Source organism: Nocardia sp. CDC153, assembly GCF_035818515.1.
Lineage (GTDB): Bacteria > Actinomycetota > Actinomycetes > Mycobacteriales > Mycobacteriaceae > Nocardia.
This window is the reverse complement of record NZ_JAYKYU010000005.1, coordinates 657,921-672,727: the sequence shown is the minus strand read 5'-3', so window position 1 is coordinate 672,727 and position 14,807 is coordinate 657,921. Positions and strand designations below refer to the sequence as shown.

The following is a 14,807-nucleotide window of genomic DNA, read 5'->3' as shown; positions in this document are numbered from 1 at the left end:
GGTCGGGTCGGCGATTGGTCAGGCGCGGCGGGCGGCGGCCGTGCCCGCGCGACGGCCGAAGAAAGTAGCGTCGCCCAGGGAGGTTCCGGAGATGTAGCCGAAGCCGTGCAGGCCATTGGCGGCGCGGCCCGCGGCGAACAGCCCGGGGATGGGGCGGGCGTCGAGGTCGAGGACGTGGCCGTCGAGGTCGGTGTGGAGGCCGCCGAGGGTGAAGACGGAGGCTCCGGTGCCGCGGCGGTTGCCGGATTCCGAGGGCGGGCGGACCCCGGCCTTGACGTCGATGGCCGCGAAGGGCGCGGTCAGGGGACGCAGCCAGCGGGCGGATTTGTGATGGTCGAGATCCTGTCCGCGCGAGGCGAATTCGTTGTAGCGGGCAAGGGTGGACACCAGCGATCCGGCCGGCAGTCCGGTGAGGGACTCCAGCTCCTCGGGCGTCTCGGCGACGTGGGTGGGCCGGACTCCCCACCGCTGCGGTTCGGGGACGTCCTCGAATCCCTCTTCGTCCACGATGACCCACACGGCGGTGTCGTCCCCCGCCCAACTGCCGCCCATGTTCTGGCGGTAGAGCGCGTGCTGGCCGATGCGACCGGGATAGGTGTCCTCGTTGATGAACCGCCGCCCCAGCGCGTTCACCACCATGCCCCGCGCGGCGAGACCGGGAATCAGGGACATGCCGACCTGCCCGGCCGACATGTGCCGCACGGCCGCACCGAGGGCCTGGGCCATGCGAATACCGGACCCGTCGTCGGTGCCCGCGCTGACCTTGGTGTGCCCCAGCAACTCCGGCGCGTGGGCGGCGAGCATCTCGTCGTCGTCGACGAACCCGCCGGTGGTGAGCACGACGCCGCGCCGGGCGCGAATGGTGATCTCCTTGCCGTACCGCCGCGCCACCGCACCCACCACGACGCCGTCCTCGGCCACGATCAAGGCACTGACGTAGGTATCGAAAAGCGTGTCGGCTCCGGCGGATTCGGCCGCCGCCGACAGGCATTCCATCAGCAGCTTGCCGCCGAAGTCCTTGGCGGTGGGCCGGTGCCCGCGCGGGGCGGGCGCGGCGGATTCGGTGAAGGGCCAACTGTTCTCGCCCAGCCACATCAGCCCATCGTCGGTGGGCGGTACCCAGGTCGGCGCGTCCCACATGGTCGGCTTGAACGGGACGCCGCGGTCGACGAGCCAGTGGAAGTGCTCGACGCTGCCCGCGCAGTACTCCTCGATCTTGGCCGCGTCCGCGCCGCCGCCCAGCGCCGCGGTCAGGAAGGCCGCCATGGCCGCCGGGGTGTCGTCGTAGCCGCAGGCCAGCTGGATCGGGGTGCCGCCGCCGAGATAGATCTCCCCGCCCGACATGGCCGACGCGCCGCCCGCGCCGCCGGACCGGTCCACCACCAGCACCTGCGCCCCGGCGTGCGTGGCCTCGAAGGCCGCCGATGCACCGGCCGCGCCATAGCCGACGACCAGCACCTCGGTCTCGATGTCGTAGTGGCTCACCGCACCGGCCGCCCGCGGCGTCACCGAATTCCGCACTGTCATGCCTCGACGGTGCCCGCTGCCCGGGGCCTTCTTTAGCGCCCCATCTTGGTGAGCGATTCCCCGATCCCGTTGACCGGGACTGCGACCGGTCACCCGACTGCGCACTGGGGATGGTGTGTGAACGGCGTCACTGTGGTTGGGGACGCCTGCACGAGGAGGAGAGTCAATGCGGATTCTGGTCACCGGGGTCACCGAGCCGAGCGGTCGGGCCGTGGCGCGCATGCTGCTGGCGGCGGGCCACGAGGTGGTCGGACTGGACCGGCGGCGGCACCGCTATGTCGACCCGCGGGTCGCGGTGAGCGTCGGCGACCTGTCCGATGTCCAGGTCTGCGCGCGGGCGGCGGCCGGTGCCGACGCCATCGTCCACCTCGCGGGCCCGGCCGTCGCGGCGATCGCGAAGGCGGCCGCGGAGTCCGGGGCGCGCCTCGTGATTCCCGTTGCCGCGGAGTCGGATTCGAGCCTCGAGCAGATCGTGACCGGCTCCGGCGCGGACGTGCTGGTGGTGCGCACCGCCGTGGTGGCGGGCCGCCGCATGGACAAGGGCAGCTGGCGGGCGCTGGAGGCGCTGGCCGGCGGCAAGGGCAGCATTCAGGTCCTGCACTACGACGACTTCGAGCGTTTCCTGGTGCTGGCGGCCCTGTCCCAGCGCTCCGGCACGGTCGAGTTGGCCGCGCCGGGCGAGGTGTCCGGGGCCGAGGTCAAGCGAATCTTCGCCGACGCGGGCGTGAAATACAGTGCGTGGCTGCCGAAGTCGTCGACCGCACGGGCCCGGATCGACGTGTCCGCCGCTCGCGAGGAGTGGGGTTTCCGCTGCGGCTGGACCGCCGCCGAGACCATCGCCGATGTGGCGCGCGGCCTGCACGGGCGCAAGTCCGGCGGATCCGGCATTCGCGACCGCCGCGGCGCGATCCCGCTGCCCACCCACGTGGTGCCGCAGAACGCCCCGACCTCCGACGGGTACCCGTTGAGTTCCGCCGCGCCGGAGGGACTTCAGGGCGAGTTCGACGATCTGGTCGACGACCGTATCCCGGTCTACACCGCCACCAATACCTCCGAGGCGCTGCCCGGCCCGCTCACCCCGCTGACCATCGACCTGCAGGCCGGTGCCATCCGCCTCGGCAACGAGGCCATGGGCACCATGATCGCCATCGAGGGAATCGCGTTGGAGCACTGGGTCTCCCGCGTCACCAGCGTGCTCGGCCACCACATGTACATCAACGCCTCCATCGGCGTCTTCTCCGCGCAGAACATGCCCGGCTGGGACGAGGAGAGCGTGCGCCGCGACGTCTACGGCACCATCGGCGATGTCGAACTGCACCCCAAGGGCCGACCGGCCATGCCGACCGGAATGGCCGCCCGCGCGGGCACGTTCAAGGCCATGGGCCGGGTCGCGGCCACCGCCCTGAAGTACGCCAAGACCGCCGAGCACATCAACGCGGCCGCGCACGCGGAAGCCCTGACCCGCGACCAGATTTCGGAGCTCACCGACGAGCAGCTGCACGCCCGCGCCCTGCTGTGGCGCGACCGCCTCAATCAAGCGTGGCAGGCGGCGTCGATCGGCGTCATGATGACCGGCGCGGCCACCGCCGCCCACAAGGGCGAGGTGAAGATCGACCTGGATCGGCTGGAGTCGGCCAAGACCATGCTGGCCGTGGAGCGGCTGGCGGCCCTGTGCCGCAAGGATGCCGGGCTGCAGGAGGTCGCCAAGAGCGGGGATGTGGCCGCGGCGCGCGAGAAGTCGCCGGAATTCGGCAGGGCGCTGGATCAGGAGCTGGCCCGGATCGGGCATCGCGGTCCGGGCGAGTGCGAGCTCATCAACGCCACCTTCGGGGACCGCCCCGAGCTGTTGGTCACCGCCGCCGGGCGGGCCGCGGAAATGCCCGCGCCGCACCGGGAACCGGTGCCCGAGCCGACCGGCCGCACCGCCAAGATGGCTGTCGGCGCGACCGTCTACCGCGAGCGGGCCCGCGACGCCGTCGTGCGGGTCACCAACTGCCTGCGCCTGGCCACCCAGGAGCGCGCGGCGCGCCTGGTGCGGGCGGGCAAGCTCACCGAGATCGAGGATTCGGCCTTCCTGAGCCTCGATGAAATCCTCTGGGCCCCGGCCGATCTGAAGGATCGAGTGGCCCGCCGCCGCGCCGAGCGGGCCAGATTCCAGGCGGTGCGCATGCCCGACGTGGTCAATGGCCCGTGGGAGCCGGAGGAGATCTCCGGCGCGATCGCGGTGGGCGACACCATCTCCGGGCTCGGCGTGAGCCCCGGCGTGGTGGAGGGCACCGTCAAGCGCGTCCTGACCCTCGACGACGATATCGAGCCCGGCGACATTCTGGTCGCGGCCGTGACCGATACCGGGCACACCGCCATGTTCGCCTACGCGGGCGCGGTGGTGACCGATATCGGCGGCGCGGCTTCCCATGCCGCCATCGTGGCCCGCGAATTCGGGGTGCCGTGCGTGGTCGACACCAAGACCGCCTCCGATGCCCTGCAGGACGGTCAGCGCGTCCGTGTGGACGGCGCGGCCGGAACCATCACCCTGCTCGCCGACCCCGAATAGCAAGCCCGGGCCGACGTACCCCTCCAGGTCGGTCCGTGATCGAAAGGAATACCCCCAGTGACGATTTCGCGCGCCGTGCGCGGCACACTCACCGGTGTAGCCGCCGCGCTCATCGCCCTCACCCCGATCGCCGTCACCCCGGCGCTGGCAGCGCCGCACCTCCCGGTGCTGCAGTCGCCCAAGGGCGTGTCGCTGAACCTCCCCGATGCCCCGAATGCCCGTGACCTGAGCGGCATTCCGACCCAGGGCGGTGGCGGCAAGGTCAAGGACGGGTCGGTGTTCCGCGCGGACGCCCTGAACAAGCTCAGCGATGCCGAACAGCAGCAGCTGGTGTCGGCGGGCATCGCGGAGATCATCGACTTCCGCAGCCCCACCGAGCGCGGCCAGAACCCGGACAAGATCCCGGCCTCGATTCCGGAGAAGTCGCTGCCGGTCTACGACCCGAACAATGACTTCTACCTCTTCTTCGCCAAGGCCGTGCAGGGCGGCCCGGCCGTGCAGCAGCAGCTCCTCGGCGACGGCAAGGCCAAGCAGTTCATGGTCGACTACTACCGGTGGATGGTCACCGATGCCACCGCGCGTTCGCAGTTCAGCGCCGCGCTGCAGGACATCGCCACCGCCAACGGCCCGGTGCTGTTCCACTGCACCGCCGGGAAGGACCGCACCGGCTGGATGTCGGCCATCCTGCTCAGCGCCCTGAACGCGCCCAAGGGTCAGATCTACAACAATTACCTGAAGTCCAACGACACCCTGGCGGCCTCGAACAAGGCGACCCTGGACGGCCTGGTGGCCAAGGGTCTGGTCACCGACCCCTCGCTGTTCACCCCGATTCTCGGTGTGGACCGCGACTACCTCGACGCCTCCTTCGACGCGGTGGCGCAGACCTTCGGCTCGTTCGACAACTTCCTGTCGCAGGGCCTGGGCATCGACGACGCCACCGTCGCGACGCTGAAGTCCAAGCTGGTCGGCAAGTAGCCTTTTACCACGAATGCCGACGTCGCGAATCGGACGACGTCGGCATTCGCCTGTCCTGCGCATGTCCGAGTCGGATCGGGTACGTCCGTGCGAAAATTCGCATGGTGCACGAGATCTGGCAACTGGACGGTCGGCGCACCCGCTCGGTGAGTGCGGAGAACCCCACCGGCGAACCCGGCGGGGGCGGTCGCGCCATCTCCGGAACGGGCGCGTTCGCGGCGGCCGGGCTGGGACGGGGCTGGAAGGTCTCGCCCTCGATCGATCTGCCACCGGGCGAAACCGCCACGCTCGCCGATGTTTCCGGGCCCGGCGTGATCCGGCATCTGTGGCTCACCACCGACCGGACGCTGCTGCGCGACTTCACCCTCCAGATGTATTGGGACGACGCACCGGAACCGGCGGTGGCCGTGCCGCTGGGCGACTTCTTCTGCAATGGCTGGGATCATCTGGCGCTCGTCAATTCCGCCATGGTGGTGGTCGCGCCCGCGGGCGGCCTGAACAGCTACTGGCCCATGCCCTTCCACACGCGCGCCGTCATCACCCTGCACAACGGCTCCGAACGCGCCGCGCCCGTCTACTATCAGATCACCTACCTGGAGGAGGAGCTACCCGACGCCACCGGCTATCTCCACGCCCGGTGGCGCTGCAGCGACCCGCTGGGCACTCCGGCCGAGCATCCGATCGTCGAAATCGAGGGCGGGCCCGGCCGCTACGTCGGCACCTATCTGGCGGTGCAGCCGCGCGCGGCGGGCTGGTGGGGTGAGGGTGAGCTGAAGTTCTATCTCGACGATGACGCCGAATTCCCGACCGTGTGCGGCACCGGTACCGAGGACTATTTCGGCGGCGCCTGGAATTTCGATCTCGAAGGCGCTTATCGCCCCTACTGTGCCCCCTATCTGGGCATGGCGCAGGTGTTGCCGCCGCATCGAATCTATGAACCGCACCAGCGATTCGGCATGTACCGCTGGCACATTCCCGACCCCATCTGTTTCGAGCACGGCCTGCGCGCCACCGTGCAGGCGCTGGGCTGGCGCGAGGACGGGCACTACCTACCGTTGGACCAGGCCCACGTCGCCTCCACCGCCTTCTGGTATCAGGCCCTCCCCTGATCCCCGATACATCCCCGTGATTTTCGGGGGCGATCCCCTACTCGTCCCCGTCATTCCGGCGTGCTTTCGGCCGGAATACAGGTGGATTTCGGCCACAAACATGCCGAAATGACGAGAATGCATTGCTATTGCGTAAAACGCGTCGAGCGCGAGTCGCGCGGGTGCATGGTATTGCTATGCGCGCCTTGGTCGTCGAGAAGCCCGGACACTTCTCGGTCGAATCGGTTCCCGATCCCGTGCCCGGTTCCGGGGAGGTGGTGATCCGAGTCGACGCGGTCGGCATATGCGGTACCGATATCCATATCGTCGAGGGGGAATTCCCGCCCACGCCCTATCCGATCGTGCCCGGGCACGAATTCGCCGGGGAAGTCGTGGCGCTCGGCCCGGACGCAGCCGGGGTGCGAATCGGCGATCGGGTGGCGGTGGATCCCTCGCTGTTCTGCGGGCGCTGCCACTACTGCGCGATCGGGCGCGGCAACCTGTGCGAGAACTGGGGCGCCATCGGCGACACCGTGGACGGCGCGATGGCCGAGTACGTGAAGGTGCCCGCCGGGAACTGCTATCGGCTACCCGGGCACATTCCGCCCGCGCACGGCGCGCTGGTGGAACCGCTCTCGTGCGCGGTGCACGGATTCGACCGGCTGCCACGGCAACTCGGCGCGCACTATCTGATCTACGGCGCGGGCACCATGGGGCTGCTCATGCTGCAGCTGGGCATCGCGGCGGGCGCGGCATCGGTGTCGATGGTGGACACCAATACCGATCGGCTGGCCATCGCCCGCACCCTGGGCGCGGACGCGGCGACCGTCTCGGCCGACGATATGGACCGGCCCGAGGGCTGGGAGATCGTGATCGATTGCAGCGGCACGGTGGCCGCCATCGAGGACGGGCTCGCGCGGGTGCGGCGCGGGGGCACCTTCCAACAGTTCGGGGTGGCTCCCGGCGCGGCGCGGGCGAAGGTCTCGCCGTTCCGGATCTACAACGACGAGATCACCATTGTCGGCTCCATGGCCGTGCTGCACAGCTTCGGGCGGGCCGTGGACCTGATGGGCGAGGGCGTGATCGACGCCGACACCGTCATCACCCACGACTACGCCCTCGACGAATTCGACGATGCCCTGCGGACCTTCCGCGCGGGCACCGGACGCAAGATCCAACTGCATCCCGGACGGGCGGCACGATAGACAAGGTAGGGGCCAATGACGGTCGTTGCCGGAGTGGATTCGTCCACACAGTCCTGCAAGATCGTGGTGTGCGACGCCGATACCGGAACGGTATTGCGGCAGCGCCAGATTCCGCACCACGACGGGACGGAAGTGCCGCCGCTCATGTGGTGGGAGGCCCTGCGCGCGGCCTGCGATCGCATGATGCGCGATGTGGAGGCCATCGCGGTGGCCGGGCAGCAGCACGGGTTGGTGGTGTTGGACGCGGCCGGGCATCCGGTGCGGGACGCGCTGCTGTGGAACGACACTCGTTCGGCGGAGGCCGCGACACAGCTGGTGAGTGAGCTGGGCGGGCCGCAGGCGTGGGCCGAGGCGGTGGGCAGTGTGCCGCTGGCCGCGCATACGGTGGCCAAGCTGCGCTGGTTCGCCGATCACGAACCGGAACTGGCAGACCGAACAGTTCGTGTGCTGCTGCCGCACGACTATCTGACGTGGCAACTGCGCGGCGGGGATCCGGCCACCGAGCCCACCACCGATCGCGGCGATGCCTCCGGCACCGGATACTGGTCGCCCGCCAACGGGGCCTACCGACCGGACCTGCTATCGCTGGCCTTCCGCGGCCGCAATCCGGCCCTGCCTCGGGTGCTGGCCCCCGCCGAGATCGCCGGCCACACCCCCGGCGGCCGCCTGGTCGCGGCGGGCACCGGCGACAATGCCGCCGCCGCACTAGGTTTGGGCATCGAGGACGGGGATGTCGTGGTCTCCCTGGGCACCAGCGGCACCGTGTTCACCCGCGCCGCCCGGCCCAGCGCCGATCCCTCGGGCGCGGTCAATGGTTTCGCCGACGCCACCGGCGCGTTCCTGCCGCTGGTCTGCACCCTCAACGCGGCGCGGGTGCTGGACGCCACCGCCGTGCTGCTGGGCACCGATCTGTCCGGCCTGGAAGTCCTTGCCGCCCAATCCCCCGCGGGCGCGGACGGTCTCACCCTGCTGCCCTATCTGACCGGCGAGCGCACCCCGAATCTCCCGCACGCCACCGGTAGCCTGCACGGCCTGCGCCCGCACACCATGCGCCCGCATCATCTGGCGCGGGCTGCCATCGAGGGCATGCTGTGCAATATCGCCGACGCCCTCGACCGCCTGCCGACGGTGCCGCATCGAATCCTGTTGATCGGCGGGGCATCCCGTTCCCGCCTCATCTCGCACGCGGCCGCCACCATCTTCGGCCGCACGGTCACCGTCCCCAACCCAAGCGAATACGTCGCCCTCGGCGCGGCCCGCCAAGCCGCCTGGGCCCTGCGCGGCGGCCCCCGCCCACCCCGCTGGCCCACCCCCACCGGCACCGAATTCCACGCCCTGGCAACGGGAATCGGCGAAGCGATCCGCCAGCGCTACACCGAGATCAGAGACACGTATTACCCGTAGACGACAGGTCCATCCGACAGATATTCATCCCACGTCTTCTGGCGGGTGATGTAGGTTCGGATGGCGTCGCGGGCGATCTCGTGCTTCGATCGCCCTTCCATCGCCGCCTGCGCGCTCAGCGCAGCTTCTTCGTCCTCGCTGAGCCGCAAAGTCCATGCCACCGGCAAGTCATACCACCTCGAGGTAACGGCATGCGACACAAATTTGAAATTGGCGTGTTTCATAGCTCGGACGCGGGGGTGCCCGACAGGAGGAGGGAGGCCCAGACGACCTTGCCGCCGTCCTTGCGAGGGAAGTAGCCCCAGGAGGTGGAGAGGCGGTCGACGAGGTGTAGGCCGTAGTAGCGGTGTTCGCCCGCGCGGGGTTCCTGCATGATCGGGGGTTGGGGGTTGGCGTCGGTGACGGCGATGAGGAGGTAGGGGTCGCGCAGTTCCAGACGCAGGCCGATATCGGGGCTGGTGTGGGCGTAGAGAAAGGCGTTGTGGACCAGTTCGGTGGCGACCAGTTGGGCGAGGGCGCGCAGTCGGGGGAGATTCCAGTCGGCGCAGACCTGGGCGATGAATCGGCGTGCGCGCTGGCCGCATTCGGCCGACATGGCCAGGGTGGTGGCTCGCTGGCGACGCGGTAGGGCGGGGATGGCGCGGCGGGCCGCGGCGAGGGTGGCGAACACGGGGACGAATTGGCCGAGGATGCGGGGGTGCCGGGCCGATCGGCGGACCACCACAACCGGCACGCCGGAATCCTCGCTCAACCGGATGGAGGCATTGAGGAGCGACGACATGATCAGCTCCGGAGAGCCATCCAACCGGTCGGTCACGACAATGACCGCGCGCGGCAGCTCCGCCGCCAGCTTCACCACGCTGTCGGCGAAACGCCCACAGCTGTCCAGGTCGACCGTGCCCTGCGGCCACGCCACCACCGCATCGTCGGAAGTGGTGACATACCACCTGATTTCCGCATCCAGGTTCATTGTGTGCCCTCACCCCAATTCTCCGCGCCGCACGCGGTATCGGATACGGGGACCGGGCGTCTTTTTCGAAGACCCTGGGACGGTGGCGAATTCGAACGGCCGCACGTCCGGATCAGGTCGCGGCTCGGTGTTGTTCGCGGGCGAGAAAGTGGGCGGTGGCCTTGGTGGAGTCGTAGAGGGCGCGGTAGTGGCGGTAGTAGGAGTCGTAGTGGGCGGTGCGGACGGGGTCCGGATCGAGGGTGGCGATGATCGGGTTCCAGGCGGCGGTATCGACGCCGACCGACTCGGCGGCGAGCAGGGCGTCACCGAGGGCCGCCCCGACCGTGTCGGCCGGAAGTTGTTGGGGCAGGCCGGTGATGTCGGAGACGATGCGGGTCCACAGTCCGCCCTTGGTGCCGCCGCCGACGGCGACCAGGCGGGAGGCGTGGGTTCCGGCGGCGGCCATGGCCTCGAGATTGTGGCGGACGCCGTAGCCGATGCCCTCGAGCACGGCGCGGTAGAGGTCGGCGCGCTGATGGGTGAGGGTGAGCCCGGCGATGATGCCGCGCGCGTTCGGGTCGAACAGCGGGGTGCGTTCACCGGCGAAGTAGGGCAGCACGAGCAGGCCGCGGCTGCCCGGCGGGACGTGGGCGGCCTCGTCGAGGAGCTCGGTGAAATCGCTGCCGGTCAGGCTGCGCAGCCAATCGGTGACAGCGCCGGAGGTGGCCATCCCGGCGGCGGAAGTGTATGTGCCGGGCCAGGTTCCGCAGGTCGTCCACAGGCCGGGCTGCGGGTGGGGATTGGTGAGCACCTGGGTGAGGAACATGGTGGTGCCGTACATGATCATGCAGTCGCCGGGCTCGCGGACGCCGACCCCGGCGGCCTCGGCCCAGGCGTCGATGGTGCCGGTGGTGACGGGCAGCCCGGCGGGCAGTCCGGTGGCCGCGGCGGCCCGCGCGGTGACGTGGCCGACTATCTCCGTGGGCCAGGCCAGTTCGGGTAATCGCAGGCCGGGGGCGACGGATTCGGCCCAGTCGAGCGCCCAGTCGCGGGCCGTCAGGTCGTACATGGGCACGCACTGACTGGCGGACTGATGGTCCAGCACATACCGGCCGGTGAGCCGGTGCACCAGAAAGGAGCTGGCCATCAACAGCATGCGGGTGGACTGCCACACCCCGGGCTCGTGGCGCATCAGCCAGCGCAGCTTCGGGCCGACGGCCTGACTGGTGAGCGGGGAACCGCAGCGCTCGAGCACGGTGTGCGCGCCCAATTCCGCGTCCAGTTCCTCGATTTCGACGCTGGCGCGGGTGTCGACGCCGTAGAGGATGGCGGGGCGCAGCGGGCTGCCGTCGGCGTCGGCGGGGAGCAGGCAGGGGCCGATGCCGCTGACCGCGAGCGCGTCGATGGGTTCGCCGTCGGCGGCCGCCACCAAATCGCGGGCGATGGCCGCGAAGTCGTTCCACCACACGGCTTCCGCGTCGTGTTCCACCCAGCCCGGCCGCGGTGTCGAAACCCGATGCGGGCGTTCGGCTCTCATGGCGACCAGGCCCGTGTGGTCGACCAGGACGCCCTTGGAACCGGAGGTGCCGATGTCGATGCCGAGGAGCATGTCAACTCGCCCTGGTGAATTCGTCCAGGGTGACCCCCAGCAGGTCGCAGGCCGCGCGCACGGTGGCGCGGTGATCGCCCGGCACGGCGTGAATGTGATTGGCCCCGAAGCGGGACAGGAAATCACCGGCGTCCGCGTCGAGGCGGGCGAAGGCGTGCGGCCACTCCCAAGTGGACTGTTTCATGAGCGATTCGTTGGTGGCCTGGTCGTAGGCCTCGAACTCGCCGAGCATCAATTGCATTCGGTAGGAACCGTTTCGGCGGGTGAGGCGGGCCAGGGTCATCTGCCCGGGCGCGGCGAGATGGTGCACCGACGCGCCACCGGCGGGGAAGAAGAACACCTCCGGGTACAGGTGCACGCGGGACAGATTCTCCGCCGGGTCCGCGCTGCGGGCGGCGTACCAGGTGGCGTGCTGGCCGGAGTTGCACAGATCCCAGATGTCGCGGTCGGCGTGATAGTGGCGGACATCGGCGAAAAGCACCGGGGTGTCGGCGATTCGGTGCAGCAGCTGCATGGTGAGCGCGCCGTCCATATCGGCCTCGGTGGCGCAGATGTGCGGCTGTTTGGGGCCGTTCCAGTCGTAGGGGTCGTTGAGGAAGGCCTCGGTGATGTCCATGGTCGCGAAGTACTGGGTCAGTTCCGGCTGGCCCTTGATGCCGGAGAAGTCCAGATGCCATTCGGCGATCAGGTCGCGCATGGCCAGATAGGAGCGGATCTGCTTTTCCAGCAGCTCGGGGGTCAGCTTGCGGCCGTCGTAGTGGACTCCGGCGGCATTGCGCTCCAACCATTCTCGGGCCGCCTTGGCCTCACCCGGGTCGGCGAGTTCGGCGCGGCGCACGATCTCCCACTGGTCGATCTCCTCGACGTCGACGCCGAAGACGCGCTGCCATTGGTCGGTGTTGGCGACGGCGGTGTTCATGCCCATGGGCCGACCGCCCAGACGACCGAAGGTGCTGCCGCGCAGACTGGCCACCGCCGCCGCGGCGCGGGCCCGCTCGCCGATGGCCGCGATGAGGTCCGGGTCGGCGGGATCGCCCCAGAGCCGGGCGTGGGCGCGCCCGATCTGATCCAGCGCGCCGCCCGCGGCCAGCATGCCGACCATGCCCGGCTGGACCGGATCGATATTCGAGAGCAGCAGTAGCGGACCGGTGAGGGCACCGGCGGCGAGCATGGTGAAGTGCGGGAACGCCCACACCGCGTAGTGCAGCACGGTCAGATCGACCCCGGCGGCCTCCACCTCCCGCGCCACGGCCACCGCCCAGTCATTGCCGCCGACGGGTTCCATGCCGCGAATCACGGTGTGTCCGGCGGCGGTCAGCTCGGTGACGAGCCGATCCTCCGCCGCCCGAATGAATCCGACAATGCCGCCGTGCACATAGTCGCGGCCGTCGGAAAGACTGATTACGCCGATTCGGGCCATTGCCTGCCTCCCCGCGGTGGGTGGACTCTCGACTTGCGTCCAGAATCCCAGTGCCGACCGCACGCCACGCCCGAAATGGAATTATCGGTCGTCTCGGAAGCGCAAGGGGGCCAGGGCTACTCCGCCCTGCGCCCAGCCCGCGTGGGTGATCCAGTGGGTGCCGTCGTGGGTGACGACTTCGGCGGCGTGGGCCGGGACGTGCCCCACGCGGTCGGACGTGTCGAAGTGAAAAGGGTTCGTGCTGCGGAAGATCTCGGTGCCGACGTAGTCGGGGCGCGGGCCGATGAGCAGATACCAGGCGTCGGCGTGGGTGAAGACGAAGGGGGATTCGGTATTGCCCGCGCCGGTGCCGGCGGTCGGATCGGTGTAGGCGATGCGGCGCTCGCTCCAGTGCAGCAGGTCGCGGCTGGTGCGGTAGGCGACGACGTGATTGCCGCCGGCGGGGGTGCTGGTGGCGCAGTAGTACATGACCCAGCGGTCCTCGAGGCGCAGGACCATCGGGTCGCGGGCGTCGTAGCCGTCGCGGAACACCGGGCTGTGGTGATGACGCGTCCAGTGGAACAGGTCGGCGGAGGTCGCGAGGCCCATACCCGTTGCGGTGCGGTCGGTTCCGCCCGCGTCGTAGAACATGAAGTAGCGGTCGTCGGCGCGGACGACGAACGGGGCCCACAGGTGGGTCTCGCCGCGCTCGCGATCCACGGTCAGCACGGCGGGGTGCTTGGTCCACGGGCCGTGCAGATCCTCCGCGGTCGCGTGCGCGAACTCGGTCTCGTCGAAGGGGTCGGCGGGTTCGGGGTGGGTGATGCCGAACAGGTGCCAGCGGCCGTCCGCGGCGCGGATCACGGTGTGGTCGTTGATGTACCAGGGTTCGCCCGGCTCGCTCGGGTCGTAGATGTGCCGGAAATCGCCCGCGGCGATGTACCCGTCCATACGCCCTCTCCATCTAGGACACAATCTGTCCTAGTCACTGTCGACAATGGATTCATGCCGGAAATTTCGCTGAGGACTCTAAACCGCACACTGCTGCTGCGTCAGAAGTTGAACGAACGGGTGTCCATGCCCGCCGCCGACCTCGTCCGCCATCTCGTCGCGGTCCAGGCGCAAGAGCCCAACTGGCCCTACATCGGCCTGTGGACCCGGCTCACCGACTTCCGACACGACGAGCTGGAATCGCTGCTGCGCGATCGAACCATCGTGCGCGCCACCATGATTCGCCGCACCGTCCACCTCGCCGACGCCGCCGACTACCGGTGGCTCTATCCCACGGTGCGCGCGGCCGTCGAGCCCGCGCTGCGCTCGCCCTACTTCCGCGACTCGCTCGAGGGCTTGAACATCGACGAATTCTCCACGGTGGGAAGGGAATTGCTGACCGGTCGCATCCTCCCCCGCCGCGAGCTGGGCAGGCTGCTGACCGAACGCTTCCCCCACCGCGAGGCGCGCGCCCTGGTCTACGCGCTCGGCGTCCTGCACCCACTGCTGCACGATGCTTCATCGGGTGCGTGGGGCGCGTGGCGCGGCCGTTCCGTCGCGGTCGCCCTCGCCGAAGAGTTCCTCGGCGCACCCCTGGCCGACGCGCCCCAGCCCGAAACCCTGATCCGCCGTTACCTGGCCGCCTACGGCCCCGCCACCATCGCCGACATCCAAGAATTCGCCGGCGTCACCCGCCTCGCCGAGGTGATGCCCCGCCTCCGCCCCGAACTCCGCGTCCTCCGCGACGAATCCGGCCGCGACCTCTTCGACCTCCCCGACGCCCCCCTCGCCTCCCCCGACCTCCCGGCCCCCGTCCGCTTCCTCCCCGCCTTCGACAACTCCTGCCTCGCCCACCGCGACCGCACCCGCATCATCAGCGACACCGACCGCCGCCGCATAACCAAAATCGCCTCCGGCGGCGTCCCCTTCTACCTCGTCGACGGATTCGTCCACGGCCGCTGGGATCTCGACGGCTCCACCCTCCGAGTAACCCCATGGCATCCAATGCCAAAGACCACCGAAAAGGCCGTCCGCACCGAAGCCGAACACCTCCTGCCAGCAATCTCCCCCCACGAAGAAGGCAAGGTCATCATCGAAACACCCTGA

12 protein-coding genes are annotated in these 14,807 nt (G+C 69.5%); 6 read left to right on the top strand and 6 right to left on the bottom strand.

The features are described from left to right. Positions 1–18: 18 nt before the first annotated feature. Positions 19–1,527, bottom strand: coding sequence for an FAD-dependent oxidoreductase (locus tag VMT65_RS29865; RefSeq protein WP_326311818.1), 1,509 nt, complete (start codon positions 1,525–1,527; stop codon positions 19–21). 166 nt (positions 1,528–1,693) lie between these two features. Between VMT65_RS29865 and VMT65_RS29860 the strand changes: the two genes are divergently transcribed. The 5 genes from VMT65_RS29860 (at position 1,694) to xylB (ending at position 8,753) form a co-directional block, all read left to right on the top strand. After that, a complete protein-coding gene (locus VMT65_RS29860; protein WP_326311817.1) occupies positions 1,694–4,081 on the top strand; it encodes a PEP-utilizing enzyme in 2,388 nt (795 codons plus the stop codon). 57 nt (positions 4,082–4,138) lie between these two features. Then, positions 4,139–5,056, top strand: coding sequence for a tyrosine-protein phosphatase (locus VMT65_RS29855; protein WP_326311816.1), 918 nt, complete (start codon positions 4,139–4,141; stop codon positions 5,054–5,056). Positions 5,057–5,160: 104 nt separating this feature from the next. Beyond that, positions 5,161–6,165, top strand: coding sequence for a glycoside hydrolase family 172 protein (locus VMT65_RS29850; RefSeq protein WP_326311815.1), 1,005 nt, complete (start codon positions 5,161–5,163; stop codon positions 6,163–6,165). Between the two features lie 176 nt (positions 6,166–6,341). Continuing rightward, positions 6,342–7,349, top strand: a complete 1,008-nt coding sequence (locus VMT65_RS29845) for a zinc-dependent alcohol dehydrogenase family protein (RefSeq protein ID WP_326311814.1) — start codon at positions 6,342–6,344, stop codon at positions 7,347–7,349. A gap of 15 nt (positions 7,350–7,364) precedes the next feature. Further along, positions 7,365–8,753: a xylulokinase gene (gene xylB / locus VMT65_RS29840; protein ID WP_326311813.1), complete on the top strand. Its 1,389-nt coding sequence runs from the start codon at positions 7,365–7,367 to the stop codon at positions 8,751–8,753. On the opposite strand, the gene VMT65_RS29835 is transcribed toward xylB, so the two are convergent. The 5 genes from VMT65_RS29835 to VMT65_RS29815 form a co-directional block, all read right to left on the bottom strand. After that, positions 8,744–8,914 carry a CopG family transcriptional regulator gene (locus VMT65_RS29835; protein WP_326311812.1) on the bottom strand — a complete coding sequence of 57 codons (171 nt, stop codon included), beginning with the start codon at positions 8,912–8,914 and terminating at the stop codon, positions 8,744–8,746. The genes xylB and VMT65_RS29835 overlap by 10 nt on opposite strands. A 59-nt stretch (positions 8,915–8,973) precedes the next feature. After that, positions 8,974–9,723 carry an ATP-binding protein gene (locus VMT65_RS29830; protein ID WP_326311811.1) on the bottom strand — a complete coding sequence of 250 codons (750 nt, stop codon included), beginning with the start codon at positions 9,721–9,723 and terminating at the stop codon, positions 8,974–8,976. 112 nt (positions 9,724–9,835) lie between these two features. Next, a complete protein-coding gene (locus VMT65_RS29825) occupies positions 9,836–11,311 on the bottom strand; it encodes an FGGY-family carbohydrate kinase (RefSeq protein ID WP_326311810.1) in 1,476 nt (491 codons plus the stop codon). A 1-nt stretch (position 11,312) separates the two neighbouring features. Beyond that, positions 11,313–12,731, bottom strand: coding sequence for an L-fucose/L-arabinose isomerase family protein (locus VMT65_RS29820; RefSeq protein WP_326311809.1), 1,419 nt, complete (start codon positions 12,729–12,731; stop codon positions 11,313–11,315). Between the two features lie 81 nt (positions 12,732–12,812). Further along, positions 12,813–13,661: a glycosyl hydrolase family 32 gene (locus tag VMT65_RS29815; protein WP_326311808.1), complete on the bottom strand. Its 849-nt coding sequence runs from the start codon at positions 13,659–13,661 to the stop codon at positions 12,813–12,815. Positions 13,662–13,769: 108 nt separating this feature from the next. Here VMT65_RS29815 and VMT65_RS29810 point away from each other — a divergent pair, with 108 nt between their 5' ends. Then, positions 13,770–14,807 carry a winged helix DNA-binding domain-containing protein gene (locus tag VMT65_RS29810; RefSeq protein WP_326311807.1) on the top strand — a complete coding sequence of 346 codons (1,038 nt, stop codon included), beginning with the start codon at positions 13,770–13,772 and terminating at the stop codon, positions 14,805–14,807.

Excerpts from the sequence above, each read along its gene's own strand:
- VMT65_RS29865 (WP_326311818.1), bottom strand. The coding sequence starts at position 1,527 with ATGACAGTGCGGAATTCGGTGACGCCGCGGGCGGCCGGTGCGGTGAGC.
- VMT65_RS29860 (WP_326311817.1), top strand. The coding sequence starts at position 1,694 with ATGCGGATTCTGGTCACCGGGGTCACCGAGCCGAGCGGTCGGGCCGTG.
- VMT65_RS29845 (WP_326311814.1), top strand. The coding sequence starts at position 6,342 with ATGCGCGCCTTGGTCGTCGAGAAGCCCGGACACTTCTCGGTCGAATCG.
- xylB (WP_326311813.1), top strand. The coding sequence starts at position 7,365 with ATGACGGTCGTTGCCGGAGTGGATTCGTCCACACAGTCCTGCAAGATC.
- VMT65_RS29830 (WP_326311811.1), bottom strand. The coding sequence starts at position 9,723 with ATGAACCTGGATGCGGAAATCAGGTGGTATGTCACCACTTCCGACGAT.
- VMT65_RS29825 (WP_326311810.1), bottom strand. The coding sequence starts at position 11,311 with ATGCTCCTCGGCATCGACATCGGCACCTCCGGTTCCAAGGGCGTCCTG.
- VMT65_RS29820 (WP_326311809.1), bottom strand. The coding sequence starts at position 12,731 with ATGGCCCGAATCGGCGTAATCAGTCTTTCCGACGGCCGCGACTATGTG.
- VMT65_RS29815 (WP_326311808.1), bottom strand. The coding sequence starts at position 13,661 with ATGGACGGGTACATCGCCGCGGGCGATTTCCGGCACATCTACGACCCG.